The sequence below is a fragment of the Frankiales bacterium genome (assembly GCA_016125335.1).
Classification (GTDB): domain Bacteria; phylum Actinomycetota; class Actinomycetes; order S36-B12; family CAIYMF01; genus Longivirga.
Genome location: WGLY01000011.1, coordinates 97,718 through 115,603 on the forward strand (window position 1 = coordinate 97,718; position 17,886 = coordinate 115,603).

A 17,886-nucleotide genomic window follows, 5' to 3' on the forward strand; every position below is an offset into this window, starting at 1 on the left:
AGAACAGGACCTGGTGTGGCCGATCGCCTCGTCGTCCGCGGTGCCCGCGAGCACAACCTCAAGGACGTCTCGCTCGACCTCCCGCGCGACGCCATGGTCGTGTTCACCGGGCTCTCCGGCTCGGGCAAGTCCTCGCTGGCGTTCGACACGATCTTCGCCGAGGGCCAGCGCCGCTACGTCGAGAGCCTCTCGGCCTACGCCCGGCAGTTCCTCGGGCAGATGGACAAGCCCGACGTCGACTTCATCGAGGGGCTCTCGCCGGCCGTCTCGATCGACCAGAAGTCCACCAACCGCAACCCGCGCTCCACGGTCGGCACGATCACCGAGGTCTACGACTATCTCCGCCTGCTCTACGCCCGGGCTGGCCGCCCGCACTGCCCGGTCTGCGGGCGCGACATCGCCCGGCAGACCCCCCAGCAGATCGTCGACCGCATCCTCGAGCTCGAGCCCGGCACCCGCTTCCAGGTGCTCGCCCCGGTCGTGCGCGAGCGCAAGGGGGAGTACGCCGACCTGTTCCGGCAGCTGCAGACCCAGGGCTTCTCCCGGGCGCGGGTCGACGGCGTCGTCCACTCGCTGGCCGAGCCGCCCACGCTCAAGAAGCAGGAGAAGCACACCATCGAGGTGGTGGTCGACCGGCTCGCGGTCAAGGCCGACGCCAAGCGGCGGCTCACCGACTCCATCGAGACCTCGCTGCGCCTGTCCGGCGGCCTGGTCACGCTGGAGTTCGTCGACCTGCCCGACGACGACCCCGAGCGCGAGCGGATGTTCTCCGAGCACCTGGCCTGCCTCTACGACGGCCTGTCGTTCGAGGAGCTCGAGCCCCGCTCGTTCTCGTTCAACTCGCCGTTCGGCGCCTGTCCGGAGTGCACCGGCCTGGGCACGCGGATGGAGGTCGACCCGGAGCTCATCGTCAGCGACCCGTCGATGACCCTCGCCGAGGGCGCGATCGGGCCGTGGTCCAGCGGCCACATCAGCGAGTACTTCGAGCGCCTGCTCGCCGCCCTGGGCGACGAGCTGGGCTTCACCCTCGACGACACCTGGGAGTCGCTGCCGGCCAAGGCGCGCAAGGCGATCCTCCAGGGCCACAGCACGCAGGTGCACGTCCGCTACAAGAACCGCTACGGCCGCGAGCGCAGCTACCGGACCGCGTTCGAGGGCGTGATCCCGTACGTCGAGCGGCGCCACTCCGAGGCCGACAGCGACACCAGCCGGGAGCGCTTCGAGGGCTACATGCGCGAGGTCCCGTGCCCGTCGTGCCAGGGGGCACGTCTCAAGCCCATCAGCCTCGCGGTCACCCTGGGCGGCCGCTCGATCGCCGAGGTCGCGTCCCTGCCCATCGGCGAGTGCGCCCTGTTCCTCGCCGACCTCGACCTCTCCCCGCGCGAGCGCCAGATCGCCGAGCGCGTGCTCAAGGAGGTCAACGAGCGGCTGCGCTTCCTCGTCGACGTCGGGCTCGACTACCTCAGCCTCGACCGCGCGGCCGGCACGCTGGCGGGCGGGGAGGCCCAGCGGATCCGCCTGGCCACCCAGATCGGCTCCGGGCTCGTCGGCGTCCTCTACGTGCTCGACGAGCCGAGCATCGGCCTGCACCAGCGCGACAACCGCCGCCTGATCGAGACCCTCGTGCGCCTGCGCGACCTCGGCAACACCCTCATCGTCGTCGAGCACGACGAGGACACGATCCGCCAGGCCGACTGGGTGGTCGACATCGGCCCGGGTGCGGGGGAGCACGGCGGGCAGGTCGTGGTCTCGGGCACCGTGCAGGACCTGCTCGACCACCCGGACTCGCTCACCGGCGCCTACCTCGCCCGGCGGCGCTCGATCGAGGTGCCGGCCGTGCGCCGGCCGCCCACCCCCGGCCGCGAGCTGCTCGTGGAGGGCGCCCGCGAGCACAACCTCAAGGACGTCGACGTCGCGTTCCCGCTCGGCTGCTTCGTCGCGGTCACGGGGGTGAGCGGCTCGGGCAAGTCCACCCTGGTCAACGACATCCTCTACACGACCCTCGCGCGCGAGCTCAACGGCGCGCGGGCCGTCCCCGGCCGTCACCGCCGGGTGCGCGGCCTCGACCACCTCGACAAGGTCGTCCACGTCGACCAGAGCCCCATCGGGCGCACCCCGCGGTCCAACCCCGCCACCTACACCGGGGTGTTCGACCACATCCGCAAGCTCTTCGCCGAGACGCCCGAGGCGAAGATGCGCGGCTACCTGCAGGGCCGCTTCTCGTTCAACGTCAAGGGCGGGCGCTGCGAGGCCTGCGCCGGCGACGGCACCATCAAGATCGAGATGAACTTCCTGCCCGACGTCTACGTGCCGTGCGAGGTGTGCCACGGCGCCCGCTACAACCGCGAGACGCTCGAGGTGCACTACAAGGGCCGCACCATCGCCGAGGTCCTCGACATGCCGATCGAGGAGGCCCTCGGATTCTTCGAGGCGGTCCCGCCCATCGCGCGCCACCTGCGCACGCTGGTCGAGGTGGGCCTCGGCTACGTGCGGCTCGGCCAGCCGGCCACCACGCTGTCCGGCGGCGAGGCGCAGCGGGTGAAGCTGGCCAGCGAGCTGCAGAAGCGGTCCACCGGCCGCACCGTGTACGTGCTCGACGAGCCCACCACCGGCCTGCACTTCGAGGACATCCGCAAGCTGCTCGGCGTGCTGCACTCGCTGGTCGACAAGGGCAACTCGGTGCTGGTCATCGAGCACAACCTCGACGTGATCAAGACCGCCGACTGGATCGTCGACATGGGCCCGGAGGGCGGCACCGGGGGCGGCACCGTTGTCGCGACCGGCACCCCCGAGGAGATCGCCGCCGTCCCCGAGAGCCACACCGGCGTGTTCCTGCGCGACGTCCTCGGCGTGCGGGAACCCCGGCCCCGGGCCCGTTCGTCCACGCGACGCAAGGCCAAGGGCGCCGCGTGAGCCTGTCGCACCGCCGCGCCGTCCGCCACTGCCGCCCCGAGGAGCCCCGATGACCGACCGCCCGGCCACGACCCCCGCCCCCGCGCTGCTGCCCGTGCAGCCCGCCCCCGCCGCCGAGCCGACCCGCCGTCGCGTGCTGGTGGCCGGTGGTGTGGTGGCGGCAGCCGCGGCCGTCACGACCGCCTGCGGGAGCAGCTCGGGCACCGCGGGGACCCCCGCTGCGAGCGACACGTCCGCCGGGAGCGGGAGCAGCGCCGGCGGCGCCGCCACCATCCCGACCTCGGACGTCCCCGTGGGCGGCGGCACCGTGCTGGCCGACCGTCAGATCGTCGTCACGCAGCCGAGCGCCGGGGAGTTCAAGGCCTTCAGCGCCGTGTGCACCCACCAGGGCTGCATCGTGGCCGGCGTGACCAACGGCGTGATCGTCTGCCCGTGCCACGGCAGCACGTACTCCATCGCGGACGGGTCCGTGCAGGGCGGCCCGGCCCCGGCCCCGCTGCCGGCCGAGACCATCACGGTCTCCGGCGGCACCATCACGCTGCCCTAGCCCCGGGGGCCGGGTGCCCCCCCCACCACCGACGAGAGCGCAGAGAGTGGCCGATCCCGCGACGTACCGCCCGGCACCGGGGGAGGTCCCCGACTCGCCGGGCGTGTACCGGTTCCGCGACCGCACGGGCCGGGTGATCTACGTCGGCAAGGCCAAGAGCCTGCGCTCGAGGCTCGCGTCGTACTTCCAGGACGTCGCCGCGCTGCACCCCCGCACGGCCGCCATGGTGACCACGGCAGCCTCGGTCGACTGGGTCACCGTGGGCACCGAGGTGGAGGCCCTGCAGCTGGAGTACTCCTGGATCAAGGAGTACGACCCGCGCTACAACGTGCGCTACCGCGACGACAAGAGCTACCCCTACCTAGCGGTCACCCTCGACGAGGAGTTCCCCCGCATCACGGTGATGCGCGGCGCTAAGCGCAAGGGCGTGCGCTACTTCGGTCCCTACGCCCACGCGTGGGCGATCCGCGAGACGGTCGACCTGCTGCTGCGGGTCTTCCCGGCCCGCACCTGCAGCGCCGGGGTGTTCAAGCGGCACGGCCAGATCGGGCGCCCGTGCCTGCTCGGCTACATCGGCAAGTGCTCGGCGCCGTGCGTGGGACGGGTGGACGCCGAGGAGCACCGGCGCATCGTCGAGGACTTCTGCGCGTTCCTGTCCGGGCAGACCGTCGCCTACACCAAGCGCATCGAGCGTGAGATGAAGGCCGCCGCCGCCGAGCTCGACTACGAGCGGGCCGCCCGCCTGCGCGACGACCTCCGGGCGCTCGAGCGCGCGCTGGAGAAGAACGCGATCGTGCTCGGCGACGGCACCGACGCCGACGTCGTCGGCATCGCCGAGGACGAGCTCGAGGCAGCCGTCCAGGTCTTCCACGTGCGCGGCGGACGCGTGCGCGGCCAGCGCGGGTTCGTCGTGGAGAAGGTCGAGGAGGTCTCCACCTCCGACCTCGTCGACCACCTGCTCCAGCAGCTCTACGGCGACGTCGTGCCGGACTCCGTGCCCCGCGAGGTGCTGGTACCCGTGCTGCCCCCCGACGCCGCCACCAGCACCGCGTGGCTGTCCGGCCTGCGCGGCAGCCACGTGGAGCTGCGCGTGCCGCAGCGCGGCGACAAGCGCGACCTGCTCGAGACCGTCACTCGCAACGCGGCCCAGGCGCTCGTGCTGCACAAGACCCGTCGCGCCGGCGACCTCACCACCCGCAGCCAGGCGCTCGAGGAGCTCCAGGAGGCCCTGGGGCTGTCCGAGGCGCCGCTGCGCATCGAGTGCGTCGACGTCTCCCATCTCCAGGGCACCGACGTCGTCGCGAGCCTCGTCGTCTTCGAGGACGGCCTGGCGCGCAAGTCGGAGTACCGGCGCTTCGCGATCCGCGGCGCCGCCGGCGACGGCGTCAGCGACGACACCCGGTCGGTGGCCGAGGTCGTCACCCGCCGCTTCCGCCGGCTCCTCGAGGAGCAGCCGGACCCGGACGACCCGAACCCCGGCATCGACCCGGTCACGGGCCGCCCCCGCAAGTTCGCCTACCCGCCGCAGCTGTTCGTCGTCGACGGCGGCCAGCCGCAGGTGGAGGCCGCGCAGGCGGCGCTCTCCGAGCTCGGGGTCACCGACGTCGCGGTGGTCGGCCTCGCCAAGCGGCTCGAGGAGGTGTGGCTGCCCGGCGACCCGGACCCGGTCATCCTGCCGCGCGCCTCGGAGGGCCTCTACCTGCTCCAGCGGGTGCGCGACGAGGCGCACCGGTTCGCCATCACCTACCAGCGCCAGAAGCGCGGCAAGCGCATGGTCGAGAGCCTGCTCGACGACGTGCCCGGCCTCGGCGAGGCCCGCAAGAAGGCGCTGCTGCGCCAGTTCGGCTCGCTCAAGCGGCTGCGCGCGGCCACCGCCGACGAGCTCGCCACGGTCCCCGGCATCGGCCCCACCGTGGCGCAGGCCGTCGTCGACGCGCTCGCCGCGGAGGCGCCGGCGCCCGCGGTCAACACGGCCACCGGCGAGATCCTCGACTGACACCGGGGGCCGGGCTGCCGGGCGCACGCGTCCGGGTGTGACACGCTCGTGCCGGCACACCAGGAGCCCGGGCGCCGCCCGGCCGTCAGGGAGGACCTCGTGATCACGGACCCCTCGTTCGAGCTCGTGCTCGTCACCGGCATGTCCGGCGCCGGCCGCTCCACGGCGGCCCGGGCGCTCGAGGACATCGGGTGGTTCGTGATCGACAACCTCCCGCCGGCGCTGCTCATGGACGCCGTCGACCAGGTCGTGCACGAGGTCGGCGCGCAGCGCGTGGCGGTCGTCGTCGACGTGCGGGGCGGGCGGGTGTTCGACGACCTCGCGGAGAGCCTCCAGCAGGTGGTGAACGCGGGGCTCGACCTGCGCGTGCTCTTCCTCGAGGCCCGCGACAACGAGCTGGTGCGGCGCTTCGAGTCCAGCCGCCGCCCGCACCCGCTCCAGGGCTCGTCCACCGTCCTGCAGGGCCTGGCCCGCGAGCGCGAGCTGCTCGGCGACCTGCGCGCCCGCGCGGACCTCGTCATCGACACGACCGACCTCAACGTGCACGACCTGCGACGCAAGATCGACGCGGCCTTCGGCGGCGACGACCAGGTGCGGCTGCGGGCCACGGTGATGTCGTTCGGCTTCAAGTACGGCATCCCGATCGACGCCGACATCGTCAACGACGTCCGGTTCCTGCCCAACCCCTACTGGGAGCCGGAGCTGCGCGACCTCACCGGGCTCGACCCCGACGTGAGCGACTACGTCACCGGGCAGCCCCACGCCCGCGAGTTCCTCGACGCGATGGCCGGCATGCTCGACCTGGTCTCGGACGGCTACCTGCGCGAGGGCAAGCGCTACGTCACGGTCGCCGTCGGCTGCACCGGGGGCAAGCACCGCAGCGTGGCCATGGCCGAGAACCTCGCTGCGCGGCTGGTCAAGGACGGGGTCGAGGTGCTCGTCGTCCACCGCGACCTGGGCCGCGAGTGAGCGTCGTCCCGCCCGGGCGGCGCACCCTGGCCGCGCCGGGATCCGTGCGCACCGGCCCGCGTGTGGTGGCGCTGGGCGGCGGTCACGGGCTGGCCGCCTCCCTGCGGGCGCTGCGACGCGTGTCCGACGACGTGACCGCCGTCGTCGGGGTCTCGGACAACGGCGGCTCCAGCGGCCGCCTGCGCGACGAGTTCGACGTCGTGCCGCCGGGCGACCTGCGGATGGCGCTGGCGGCCCTGTGCGGCGACGACACCTGGGGCCGCACGTGGAGCCGGGTCGTGCAGCACCGGTTCGCCGGCTCCGGCGACCTGGCCGGGCACTCGGTCGGCAACCTGCTCATCACGGCCCTGTGGGAGGAGACCGGCGACATCGTCGCCGGGCTCGACTGGGTGGGCGCGCTGCTCGGCGCGCACGGCCGCGTGCTGCCCGTGGCCACGCGGCCGTTGCAGGTCGTCGCGGAGGTCGCCGGCCTGCACCCGGAGGACCCCGCGGCGGTCGAGCGCGTCGTGGGGCAGGTCGAGGTGGCCACCACGCGCGGCGAGGTGGTGGCGCTGCACCTCGAGCCGCCCGACGCCGAGGCGTGCCCCGCAGCGGTGGACGCGATCGCCGCGGCGGACGCCGTCGTGCTCGGTCCGGGCTCGTGGTTCACCAGCGTGCTCGCGCCGTTGCAGGTGCCGGGGATCGGCCGCGCCGTCACACAGGCCACGGGCCGCGTGGTCGTGGTGCTCAACCTCGCGGCGCAGCCGGGGGAGACCGACGGCTTCTCGCCGCACCGTCATCTCGAGGTGCTCCATGCGCAGGTCCCCGCGCTGCGGGTGGACACCGTCATCGCCGACCCGGGCCTCGTCGGCGACGTCGACGCCCTCGCGGACGCGGCCGCCCGCCTCGGCGCCCGTGTCGTGCTCGCGTCGGTGGCCAGCCGCGACGGATCGCCCGCGCACGACGTCGACCTGCTGGCCTCGGCGTTCGGCGGCGTGCTCGGCCGCTGAAGCGCTGGATGGACCCACGCCGGGGCCCGACCGTCCGGCAGCCCCCACTCAGGGAGCAGGGTGTTTGACCCGGGTGGCAGGATGCCCGGCATGGCGATGACGGCAGCGGTCAAGGACGAGTTGGCGCGCCTCACGATCACCAAGCCCTGCTGCCGCAAGGCCGAGGTGTCGGCGATCCTGCGCTTCGCATCGGGGCTGCACATCGTGGGCGGCAAGATCGTCATCGAGGCCGACCTCGACACCGCGTTCGCCGCGCGACGCCTGCGCAAGGACATCGCCGAGGTGTTCGGCCACTCCAGCGAGATGGCCGTGGTGCACCCCGGAGGGCTGCGCAAGGGCAACCGCTACCTCGTCCGCGTGCACTCCGACGGCGAGCAGCTCGCCCGGCAGACGGGGCTCGTCGACGCGTCGGGCCGCCCCGCGCGCGGGCTCCCCACGGCCATCGTCAACGGGTCGCTGTGCGACTCGGAGGCGGCCTGGCGCGGCGCGTTCCTGGCCCACGGCTCGCTCACCGAGCCGGGCCGCTCGTCCTCGCTCGAGGTCACCTGCCCCGGCCCGGAGGCCGCGCTGGCGCTCTCCGGGGCGGCCCGCCGGCTGGGGATCGCGGCCAAGCCGCGCGAGGTCCGCGGCGTCGACCGCGTGGTCATCCGCGACGGCGACGCCATCGCCGCGCTGCTCACGAGGCTGGGGGCGCACGAGTCCGTGCTGGCGTGGGAGGAGCGCCGCATGCGGCGCGAGGTGCGGGCCACGGCCAACCGGCTCGCGAACTTCGACGACGCCAACCTGCGCCGCTCGGCCCGGGCGGCGGTGGCCGCGGGCGCCCGGGTGTCGCGCGCGCTGGAGATCCTCGGCGCCGAGGTGCCCGACCACCTCGCGGACGCCGGCCGGCTGCGCATGGAGCACCAGCAGGCCTCCCTGGAGGAGCTCGGCGCCCTGGCCGACCCGCCCATGACCAAGGACGCCATCGCGGGCCGCATCCGCCGCCTGCTGGCGCTGGCGGACAAGCGCGCCGCGGAGCTCGGCATCCCGGACACCGAGGCGGGCATCCCGGCCGATCTCGTCGAGACCGACTGAGCTCTCGGCGGCACGCAACCGCTTCCACGCGTCCGATAGGGTCGGAGACGCCACGCGGGCACCGTCGGTGCCCCGCGACCGAAGAGCCGGCAACGAGGCCGGCTGTCGTCTGTCGACCCAAGACGAGGACTGAAGACCCGTGACCGTTCGTGTGGGCATCAACGGCTTCGGCCGTATCGGCCGCAACTTCTACCGCGCGCTGCTGGCGCAGGGCGCCGACGTCGAGATCGTCGCCGTCAACGACCTGACCGACAACGCGACCCTGGCGCACCTGCTCAAGTACGACAGCATCCTGGGCCGCCTCGGCTCCGACGTGAAGGCGTCCGAGGACTCGATCCTCGTCGGCGACAAGAAGATCGTCGCGCTGGCCGAGCGCGACCCCGCCAAGCTGCCCTGGGGCGACCTCGGCGTGGACGTCGTGGTCGAGTCGACCGGCTTCTTCACCGACGCCGAGAAGGCCAAGGGGCACGTCGCGGGCGGCGCCAAGAAGGTCATCATCTCGGCGCCGGCCAAGGGCGAGGACGCCACGATCGTGATGGGCGTCAACCAGGACGTCTACGACCCGGCCGCGCACACCATCATCAGCAACGCGTCCTGCACCACCAACTGCCTGGCGCCCATGGCGAAGGTCATTAACGACTCGTTCGGCATCGAGAACGGGCTCATGACCACGATCCACGCCTACACCAACGACCAGGTGATCCTCGACTACCCGCACAAGGACCTGCGTCGTGCCCGGGCCGCCGCGATCAACATGATCCCGACCAGCACCGGCGCGGCGAAGGCCATCGGCCTGGCCCTGCCCGCGCTCAAGGGCAAGCTCGACGGCTACGCCATGCGCGTGCCGGTGCCCACCGGCTCGGCCACCGACCTCACCGTCACGCTCGCGCGCGAGGTCAGCGCCGAGGAGATCAACGCCGCGGTCAAGGCGGCGGCGGAGGGCCCGCTCAAGGGCATCCTCGAGTACACCGAGGACCCGATCGTCTCCAGCGACATCGTCACCAACCCGGCGTCCTGCATCTTCGACGCCGGCATGACCAAGGCGATCGGCTCCACCGCCAAGGTGCTCGGCTGGTACGACAACGAGTGGGGCTACAGCAACCGTCTCGTCGACCTCGTGTCGTACGTCGGCGCCTCCCTGTAGGACGCGCCGTGCAGACGATCGACGACCTCGACGTCGCCGGTCGCCGGGTCCTCGTGCGGGCGGACTTCAACGTCCCGCTCGAGGACGCCGGCGACGGCACGCGACACATCACCGACGACGGCCGGATCCGCGCGGCGCTGCCCACCATCGAGTCGCTGCGCTCGCGCGGCGCCCGGGTGGTGCTCGTGGCGCACCTCGGCCGGCCCAAGGGCGAGGCGAAGCCGGAGCTCTCGCTGGCGCCCGTCGCCGCCCGGCTCTCCGAACTGCTCGGGGCCCCGGTGGCCCTGGCCGCCGACGTCACCGGCCCCTCGGCCCGCGACACGGTCGCGGCGCTGGGCGACGGCGACGTCTGCCTGCTCGAGAACGTGCGCTACGACGCGCGCGAGGACAGCAAGGACGACGCCGCCCGGGCCGAGCTCGCCGGCGAGCTGGCCTCGCTCGCGGACGTGTTCGTCAGCGACGGGTTCGGCGTGGTGCACCGCAAGCAGGCCAGCGTCTCGGACGTCGCCACCCTGCTCCCGCACGCGGCGGGCCGGCTCGTCCTCGCCGAGGTCGAGGTCTTCCGCACGGTGCTCGGCGACCCGGACCGGCCCTACGCCGTCGTGCTGGGCGGGTCGAAGGTCAGCGACAAGCTCGGGGTGATCGAGAACCTGCTCACCTCGGTGGACCGGCTCCTCGTCGGCGGCGGGATGTGCTTCACGTTCCTGGCCGCCCTCGGCAAGAACGTGGGCTCCTCGCTCCTCGAGACCGACCAGGTGGAGACGGTGCGCGGGCTCATCGCCACCGCGGAGGCCCGCGGCGTCGAGCTCGTGCTGCCCGTCGACGTCATCGTCGCGACCGCGTTCTCGGCCGACGCCGAGCACAAGGACGTGTCGGTCGACGACATCGAGGACGGCTGGATGGGCCTGGACATCGGGCCCAACTCCCGCGCCCTGTTCGCCGACCGGCTCGCGGACGCCCGCACGGTGGTCTGGAACGGGCCGATGGGCGTGTTCGAGATGGCCCCGTACGCCGAGGGCACGCGCGCGGTCGCCGAGGCGATCACCCGCGTCGACGGCCTCACCGTCGTGGGCGGCGGCGACAGCGCCGCGGCCGTCCGGCTGCTGGGCATCGACGAGTCCGGCTTCTCCCACATCTCCACCGGCGGCGGCGCGTCGCTGGAGTTCCTCGAGGGTCGCACCCTCCCCGGCATCGCGGTCCTGGAGGACTGACCCGTGGCAGACCGGACCGGCCGGCTCCCGCTCATGGCGGGCAACTGGAAGATGAACCTCAACCACCTCGAGGCCATCGCGGTGGTGCAGAAGCTCGCCTTCGCGCTCTCCGAGGCGGACCTGGCCGCCTGCGAGGTGGCGGTGCTGCCGCCCTTCACCGACATCCGGTCGGTGCAGACCCTCATCGACGCCGACAAGCTCGACCTGCGCTACGGCGCGCAGGACCTCTCCGAGCACGACAAGGGCGCCTACACCGGCGAGGTCAGCGGCGCCATGCTGGCCAAGCTCGGGTGCACCTACGTCGTCGTGGGCCACAGCGAGCGGCGGCAGTACCACGCCGAGACCGACGAGGTCGTGGGCGCCAAGGTGCGCGCCGCCTACCGCCACGGCCTGGTGCCGATCCTGTGCGTGGGCGAGGGGCTCGACGTCCGCCAGGCGGGCACGCACGTGCCGCACACGCTGGCCCAGCTCGACGGCGCCCTCGCCGGGCTGCCCGCCGCGAGCGCCCGCAGCCTGGTCGTGGCCTACGAGCCGGTGTGGGCGATCGGCACCGGCGAGGTCGCGACGCCGCAGGACGCCCAGGAGGTCTGCGCGGCCATCCGGGGCCGGCTCGCCGAGCTCTACGACGGCGAGCTCGCCGACGGCGTCCGCGTGCTCTACGGCGGCTCGGTCAAGGCGTCCAACGTGGCCGCGATCATGGCCCAGCCGGACGTCGACGGTGCCCTCGTGGGCGGCGCGAGCCTCGACCCGGACGAGTTCGTGGCGATCGCGAAGTTCCGGCTGCACCCGGCCGAGGCTTCCTGAGCCACGACCGCCGGGCGACCCGGGACGGCGGTGCGGCACCCGGTCCGGGGCCGGGTCACGTATCCTGACCTGACGCGTCGGGCCTGCGACGCGAGACGAGAGGAATGAGCACCGCCGTGGTCCTGGCCTTCGAGATCCTGCTGATGATCATCAGCGCTCTCCTCGTGGTCCTCGTGCTGCTGCACAAGGGCAAGGGCGGGGGACTGTCGGACATGTTCGGCGGCGGCATCTCCTCCTCGTTCGGGGGGTCGAGCGCGGCCGAGCGCAACCTCGACCGCATCACGATCGGCCTGGGCGTGCTCTGGGCCGCTCTCATCATCGGGCTCGGGCTGCTGCTCAAGTCGGCCTGACCCCCGTACGTCCGTCCGCGAGAAAGGGCACCACCTGTGGCCAGTGGCAGTGCGATCCGTGGCAGCCGTGTGGGCGCCGGGCCGATGGGCGAGGCGGAGCGCGGCGACGCCGCACCCCGCCACCGGGTGGCGTTCTACTGCGCCAACAACCACGAGACCCGGCCCAGCTTCGCGACCGAGGCCGCCGTGCCGGAGACCTGGGACTGCCCGCGCTGCGGCCTGCCGGCCGGTCGCGACAAGGACAACCCGCCCGCGGCCCCCAAGATCGAGCCGTACAAGACCCATCTCGCCTACGTGAAGGAGCGGCGCAGCGACGCCGACGGCGAGGCGATCCTCAACGAGGCGCTGGCCAAGCTGCGCGACAAGTAGCGTCTCCCCGCACCGCCCGTGAGGGCCCCACCCGGATCCCGGGCGGGGCCCTCACGGCATGCTGGACGGGTGAGCGCGGACGAGCCGACGACGCAGCACCCCGCCGACGACCACGTCCACTCCCAGTGGTCCTGGGACACCGACACGGGCGACATGGCGGCCACCTGCGCCCGGGCGGTGGAGCTGGGCCTGCCGTCGGTGGCGTTCACCGAGCACGTCGACCACTGGCGCTGGCGCCTCGGCGACGACGCTCGCCTCCCGGGCCACTGGTGGCCCATGGTGGACGACGGGGTGATGGCGCCGCGGCCGTTCGACGTCGCCGGGTACCTCGCGGAGGTGGAGCGCTGCCGCGAGCGGTTCCCGTCGCTGCGGATCCTCACCGGCATCGAGTCCGGCGAGCCCCACCGCCATCCGGAGGCCGTGCGCTCGGTGCTGCGCGGCGGCGCCTTCGAGCGGGTGCTCGCGTCCGTGCACGCCGAGCCCTACGGTCCGCCCGGCGAGTGGCGCGACGTCGGGTTCGGCCTCGGCGAGGGCGATCCCTACGCGGTGCTGCGGCGCTACCTGGCCGAGCTGCGCACCCTGATCACCACCTGGGACGACTTCGAGGTGCTCGCCCACATCGACTACCCGCTGCGCTACTGGCCGCAGGCGGCCGCCGGTCCGTTCGACCCGGCCGTGGTCGAGGACGACGTGCGCGAGACGCTGCGCACGCTCGCGCGGGCCGACCGCGTGCTCGAGCTCAACACGCGTCGCCCGCTGGAGCCGGTGGTGCTGCGCTGGTGGCGCGAGGAGGGCGGCCGGGCGATCAGCTTCGCCAGCGACGCCCACGAGCCGGCCGCGCTGGCCCGCGGCTTCCGCGAGGCGGCTCAGGTGGCGGCCGCCGCGGGGTTCCGGGGCGGGGCGGCGCCGCACGACTTCTGGGTCCGCGCCTGACGGCAGCGCGGCGTACGCCGGACCCGGACCTCAGGGGCTGGCGATGCGGCGGATGTCCGGGGGCAGGGCGGAGGCCGCCGCCTCGTCGAGCAGCACGAGCGTGCGCTCGCGGCCACGCGCCCCGGCGGCGGGCACCTGCACCGGGCCGGCGCCCGAGAGCGCCAGCCGGATCGCGTCGGCCTTGCCCTGGCCCGAGGCGATGAGCCAGACCTCGCGCGAGGCCTGCAGGGCCGGCAGGGTGAGCGACACGCGCGTGGGCGGGGGCTTGGGGGAGCCGTGCACGCCCACCACCGTCCGGCGGGTCTCGTGGATCCCGGCCATCTGCGGGAACAGGCTCGCGATGTGCGCGTCCGGCCCGATGCCCAGCAGGCAGACGTCGAACGAGGGCAGGTCGGCGTGGTCCTCCGTGCGGGCGTGACGGCGCAGCTCCTCGGCGTAGGCCTCGGCGGCACCCTCGGCGTCGAGCCCCGAGTCGGTGCTCGGCATCGGGTGGACCCGGGCCGGGTCCAGGGGCACGTGGTCGAGCAGCGCCTGCCGCGCCTGGAGCTCGTTGCGGTCGGGGTCGCCGGAGGGGACGAAGCGCTCGTCGCCCCACCACACGTGCAAGGCCGGCCAGTCGATCGCGTCGTGGGCCGGCGAGGCGAGCAGCGCGGCCAGGCACGAGATGCCCAGCGTGCCGCCGGTGAGGCACACGTGCGCCTCCCGGCCCCCGGCCTGCGCGTCCACGAGCGCCGTGACCAGGCGCGCCGCGATGGCGTCGTCGAGTGCGCGCTCGTCGCGGTGGACGAGGACCTCGGGCGTGCTCACGAGCCCGCCTTGCCGCGGCCGGACGTGCCGGCCGACGAGCGGGCGCGCCCGGTGCCGGTGCCGGCGGCGGCGCGTCGGCGGGGGGCCTCGCCGTCCGCGGCCGCCGCTCCGTCCGGTGCGGGGAGCCGCGTGGTGGCCGCGACGTCCGTGGAGCGCTTGGCCACGGGCTTCTCCTTGTCCGGGACGTGGGCCGCGAACAGCGCGAGCGAGGGCAGCGCGCCGAGGGTCTCGCCATAGATCTCGTCGGGGTCGAGCCGGCGCAGCTCCTCCGCGATGAGGCCCTCCACGGTGCGGCGCTGGAGGGCCGCCTCGCGGTGGGGGAAGCCGGGCCGCGTCATGGTCGCCACGCGCCCGTCGGGACGGGTGACGGAGATGTCCCCGCGCTTGGTCCGGATGGTCACCCCGGTGATCCCCGGACCGCGGCTGGTCGTGACGTCGACCCGCACGCCGAGGCCGTGCTGGAGCCACGCGGCCAGCAGCACCGCGGAGGGGTTGCTGCGCTGGGCCTGCACGGTGGCGCCGGTGATGGTCTCGTAGGGCAGGTCCAGGGCGCTGGCCAGCAGCGCGCGCCAGGGCGTGATGCGGGTCCAGGCGAGGTCGGTGTCGCCCGCGGCGTAGTGCTGCCGGCGCACGTCGAGTGCCTTGAGCGGCCGTGAGGCCGCCGAGGCGTCGGTGATCCGTCGCTGGGCCAGCCGGCCGACCGGGTCCGACGCCGGGTCGTCGGGCGCGTCCTCCGGCCACCAGGCGACCACCGGCGCGTCCGGGACCAGCAGCGGCAGCACGACCGAGGCCACGTGGTGCGAGAGCGGGCCGCGCAGCCGCAGCACGGCCAGCTCGCCCATGCCGTCGCTGCCGCCGACGGTGATCTCGGCGTCGAGGCGGGCCGGCCCGCGGCCGGGCCGGGGGATGGCGGTGAGGATCCGGCACGGGTGCTCGCGGGCCGCCTCGGCGGCGGCGCGCACGGCGTCGGCCTGGGTGGCCTCGTCGGCCACGATGACCAGGGTGAGCACCCGGCCCACGGCCGAGGAGCCCTGCCGGAAGCGCTCGGAGGAGATGGCGAGGCCGACCTGCGCGGCGGTGGTGTCGTCGAGCCGCACGCTCATGGCCGCCTCCAGCTGCGCCCGTCGCGGGCGATCATCTCGTGCGCGGACGCGGGCCCCCACGTGCCGGACTCGTACTGGTCCGGCGCGCCGCGGGCGGCCCAGTGGTCGAGCACCGGGTCGAGCACCTTCCAGCCGAGCTCGACCTCCTCGTGCCGCGGGAACAGCGGCGGGTCGCCCAGGAGGACGTCGAGGATGAGGCGCTCGTAGGCCTCGGGGCTGGACTCGGTGAAGGAGTCGCCGTAGGCGAAGTCCATGTTGACGTCGCGCACCTCCATGTGGGTGCCGGGCACCTTGGACCCGAACCGCATGGTGACGCCCTCGTCGGGCTGGATCCGCACCACGATGGCGTTCTGCCCGAGCTCCTCGGTGTCGGTCGCCGTGAACGGCAGGTGCGGCGCACGCTTGAAGACGATCGCCAGCTCCGTGACGCGCCGGCCGAGCCGCTTGCCGGTGCGCAGGTAGAACGGCACCCCGGCCCAGCGGCGGGTGTCGACGCCGAGTCGGACCGCGGCGAAGGTCTCGGTGTGCGAGTCCGGGGCGATGCCCTCCTCGTCGAGGAACCCGATCACCTGCTCGCCGCCCTGCCACCCCGCGGCGTACTGCCCGCGGGCGGTGTGCAGGTCGAGGTCGTGCGGCAGCGTCAGCGCGGCCAGCACCTTCTCCTTCTCCAGGCGGACGTCGTTGGCCTGGAACGACAGCGGCTCCTCCATCGCGGTGAGGGCGAGCAGCTGGAGCAGGTGGTTCTGCATGACGTCGCGGGCCGCGCCGATGCCGTCGTAGTAGCCGGCCCGGCCGCCGATGCCGATGTCCTCGGCCATCGTGATCTGCACGTGGTCGACGTAGTTGGCGTTCCAGATCGGCTCGAACATGGTGTTGGAGAAGCGCAGCGCCATGAGGTTCTGCACGGTCTCCTTGCCCAGGTAGTGGTCGATGCGGAACACCGAGCCGGACGGGAACACCTCGTCGATCGTGGCGTTGAGCGCCCGGGCGCTCTCGAGGTCGTGGCCGAACGGCTTCTCGATCACCACCCGGCGCCAGGCGCCGTCGTTCGACACCGACAGCCCCGAGCGCTTGAGCTGCTGGACCACGTCGCCGAAGAACTTCGGCGGGATCGACAGGTAGAACGCGTGGTTGCCCCGCGTGCCGCGGACCCGGTCGAGGTCGAGGACGACCTGCGAGAGGTTGTCGAAGGCATCCTCGTCGGCGAAGTCGCCCGCCACGAAGCGAAGGCCCTTGCAGAGCTCGTTCCACACGTCCTCGCGGAACTCGGTGCGCGCGTGCTCGCGCACGGAGTCGTGCACGATCTGCTGGAAGTCCTGGTCCGCCCAGTCGCGCCGCGCGAACCCGACGAGAGCGAACCCGGGCGGGAGCAGCCCGCGGTTGGCGAGGTCGTAGACCGCGGGCATGAGCTTCTTGCGCGCGAGGTCGCCGGTGACGCCGAAGATCACGAGGCTGCACGGCCCCGCGATCTTGGGCAGCCGTCGGTCGCGCGGGTCGCGCAGCGGGTTGTCCGACGGCGTCGAGACCGTGGTCCTCATCGGGCCGGCCCCTCAGCGACCGGCGGACGCGCGGGCCAGGTCGAGCGCGGAGGAGACGGTGGAGAGCAGCTCCTCCCAGGAGGCGACGAACTTCGCGACCCCCTCCTCCTCGAGCACTTGCACCACGTCGTCGAGGTCGATCCCCGCGGCGGTGAGCGCGTCGAGGGCGGCGTGCGCGGCGGCGTAGTTCGGCACGATCGTGTCGCCCACGACCTCGCCGTGGTCGCGGGTCGCGTCGAGCGTGGCCTCCGGCATGGTGTTGACGACGTCGCGCGTGACCAGGTCGACCACGTACCGGGTGTCGGCGTACGCCGGGTCCTTGACGCCGGTGGAGGCCCACAGCGGCCGCTGCACGTGCGCCCCGGCGGCCGCGAGCGCCTGCCAGCGCTCGCCGGCGACCACCTGAGAGAACGTCTCGTGGGCGACGCGCGCGTTCGCGATCGCCGCGGTGCCGCGCAGCGGCGAGTCGGCCGGCAGCCGCTTGTCGACCTCGGTGTCGACCCGGCTGACGAAGAACGAGGCCACGCTCTCGATGCGCGAGAGGTCGCGCCCGGCGTCGCGGGCCCGCTCCAGGCCGGTGAGCCAGGCGTCGAGCACGGCGCGGTAGCGCTCCACGGAGAAGATCAGCGTCACGTTCACGCTGATGCCCTCGGCCAGCACCGCGGTGATGGCCGGCAGGCCCTCGACCGTGGCCGGGATCTTGATGAACGTGTTGGGCCGGTCGACCGCCCAGGCCAGCGCCTTGGCCTCGGCCACGGTCGCCTCGGTGTCCCGGGCCAGGCGCGGGTCGACCTCGATGCTCACCCGACCGTCGACGCCGGCGGTGCGCGACCACGTGGGCTCGAGCACGTCGCAGGCCCAGCGCACGTCATACGTGGTCAGGGCCCGCACCGCCTCACCGAGGTCGACCCCGCGCACGGCGAGGTCGTGCACCTGGTCGGCGTAGTCGGTGGCGCCCTTGCTGATGGCCTTCTCGAAGATCGAGGGGTTGGTGGTGACGCCCACGACGTGCGACCCCGCGACCAGCGCGGCGAGGCCACCGCCCGAGAGCCGGGCACGGTCGAGGTCGTCGAGCCAGATGGAGACGCCGGCGGCGGACAGGGCAGCGAGTGGGTCGGTCATGGTCCGACCCTAACGAG

The 17,886-nt window shown here is 73.6% G+C and carries 16 protein-coding genes; 12 read left to right on the forward strand and 4 right to left on the reverse strand.

What is annotated here, in order from left to right; all coding sequences use genetic code 11:
* Positions 1-15: 15 nt before the first annotated feature.
* The 12 genes from uvrA (at position 16) to GC157_07020 (ending at position 13,299) form a co-directional block, all read left to right on the forward strand.
* Complete coding sequence (uvrA, locus tag GC157_06965; protein ID MBI1377205.1) at positions 16-2,913, forward strand: excinuclease ABC subunit UvrA; 2,898 nt, start codon at positions 16-18, stop codon at positions 2,911-2,913.
* A gap of 49 nt (positions 2,914-2,962) precedes the next feature.
* Positions 2,963-3,460 carry a Rieske 2Fe-2S domain-containing protein gene (locus tag GC157_06970; GenBank protein ID MBI1377206.1) on the forward strand — a complete coding sequence of 166 codons (498 nt, stop codon included), beginning with the start codon at positions 2,963-2,965 and terminating at the stop codon, positions 3,458-3,460.
* Positions 3,461-3,506: 46 nt separating this feature from the next.
* Entirely contained in the window at positions 3,507-5,456 is a 1,950-nt protein-coding gene (gene uvrC / locus GC157_06975; GenBank protein ID MBI1377207.1) for an excinuclease ABC subunit UvrC, read from the forward strand.
* 141 nt (positions 5,457-5,597) lie between these two features.
* On the forward strand, positions 5,598-6,425 hold the full coding sequence (rapZ, locus tag GC157_06980; GenBank protein MBI1377208.1) for an RNase adapter RapZ: 828 nt from the start codon (positions 5,598-5,600) through the stop codon (positions 6,423-6,425).
* 62 nt (positions 6,426-6,487) lie between these two features.
* A complete protein-coding gene (gene yvcK, locus GC157_06985; protein ID MBI1377209.1) occupies positions 6,488-7,414 on the forward strand; it encodes a uridine diphosphate-N-acetylglucosamine-binding protein YvcK in 927 nt (308 codons plus the stop codon).
* A gap of 90 nt (positions 7,415-7,504) precedes the next feature.
* A complete protein-coding gene (gene whiA, locus GC157_06990; GenBank protein ID MBI1377210.1) occupies positions 7,505-8,488 on the forward strand; it encodes a DNA-binding protein WhiA in 984 nt (327 codons plus the stop codon).
* A 139-nt stretch (positions 8,489-8,627) separates the two neighbouring features.
* Positions 8,628-9,632, forward strand: coding sequence for a type I glyceraldehyde-3-phosphate dehydrogenase (gene gap, locus GC157_06995; GenBank protein ID MBI1377211.1), 1,005 nt, complete (start codon positions 8,628-8,630; stop codon positions 9,630-9,632).
* 8 nt (positions 9,633-9,640) lie between these two features.
* Entirely contained in the window at positions 9,641-10,843 is a 1,203-nt protein-coding gene (pgk, locus tag GC157_07000) for a phosphoglycerate kinase (GenBank protein MBI1377212.1), read from the forward strand.
* A gap of 3 nt (positions 10,844-10,846) precedes the next feature.
* Entirely contained in the window at positions 10,847-11,647 is an 801-nt protein-coding gene (locus GC157_07005) for a triose-phosphate isomerase (protein ID MBI1377213.1), read from the forward strand.
* A gap of 116 nt (positions 11,648-11,763) precedes the next feature.
* On the forward strand, positions 11,764-11,997 hold the full coding sequence (gene secG, locus GC157_07010; GenBank protein MBI1377214.1) for a preprotein translocase subunit SecG: 234 nt from the start codon (positions 11,764-11,766) through the stop codon (positions 11,995-11,997).
* A 36-nt stretch (positions 11,998-12,033) separates the two neighbouring features.
* Positions 12,034-12,366 (forward strand): RNA polymerase-binding protein RbpA, encoded by a 333-nt coding sequence (locus GC157_07015; GenBank protein MBI1377215.1) that lies wholly within the window; start codon positions 12,034-12,036, stop codon positions 12,364-12,366.
* Positions 12,367-12,519: 153 nt separating this feature from the next.
* Positions 12,520-13,299, forward strand: coding sequence for a histidinol-phosphatase (locus GC157_07020; protein ID MBI1377216.1), 780 nt, complete (start codon positions 12,520-12,522; stop codon positions 13,297-13,299).
* Positions 13,300-13,329: 30 nt separating this feature from the next.
* On the opposite strand, the gene pgl is transcribed toward GC157_07020, so the two are convergent.
* Genes pgl through tal form a run of 4 tightly spaced genes read right to left on the reverse strand, consistent with a single transcriptional unit; the run spans position 13,330 to position 17,869 of the window.
* A complete protein-coding gene (gene pgl, locus GC157_07025; GenBank protein MBI1377217.1) occupies positions 13,330-14,106 on the reverse strand; it encodes a 6-phosphogluconolactonase in 777 nt (258 codons plus the stop codon).
* Positions 14,103-15,209: a hypothetical protein gene (locus GC157_07030; protein MBI1377218.1), complete on the reverse strand. Its 1,107-nt coding sequence runs from the start codon at positions 15,207-15,209 to the stop codon at positions 14,103-14,105. The genes pgl and GC157_07030 overlap by 4 nt, the downstream gene beginning before the upstream one ends.
* Positions 15,206-16,747, reverse strand: a complete 1,542-nt coding sequence (locus GC157_07035) for a glucose-6-phosphate dehydrogenase (protein ID MBI1377219.1) — start codon at positions 16,745-16,747, stop codon at positions 15,206-15,208. The genes GC157_07030 and GC157_07035 overlap by 4 nt, the downstream gene beginning before the upstream one ends.
* Positions 16,748-16,759: 12 nt before the next feature.
* Entirely contained in the window at positions 16,760-17,869 is a 1,110-nt protein-coding gene (tal, locus tag GC157_07040) for a transaldolase (protein ID MBI1377220.1), read from the reverse strand.
* Between the last annotated feature and the right edge of the window lie 17 nt (positions 17,870-17,886).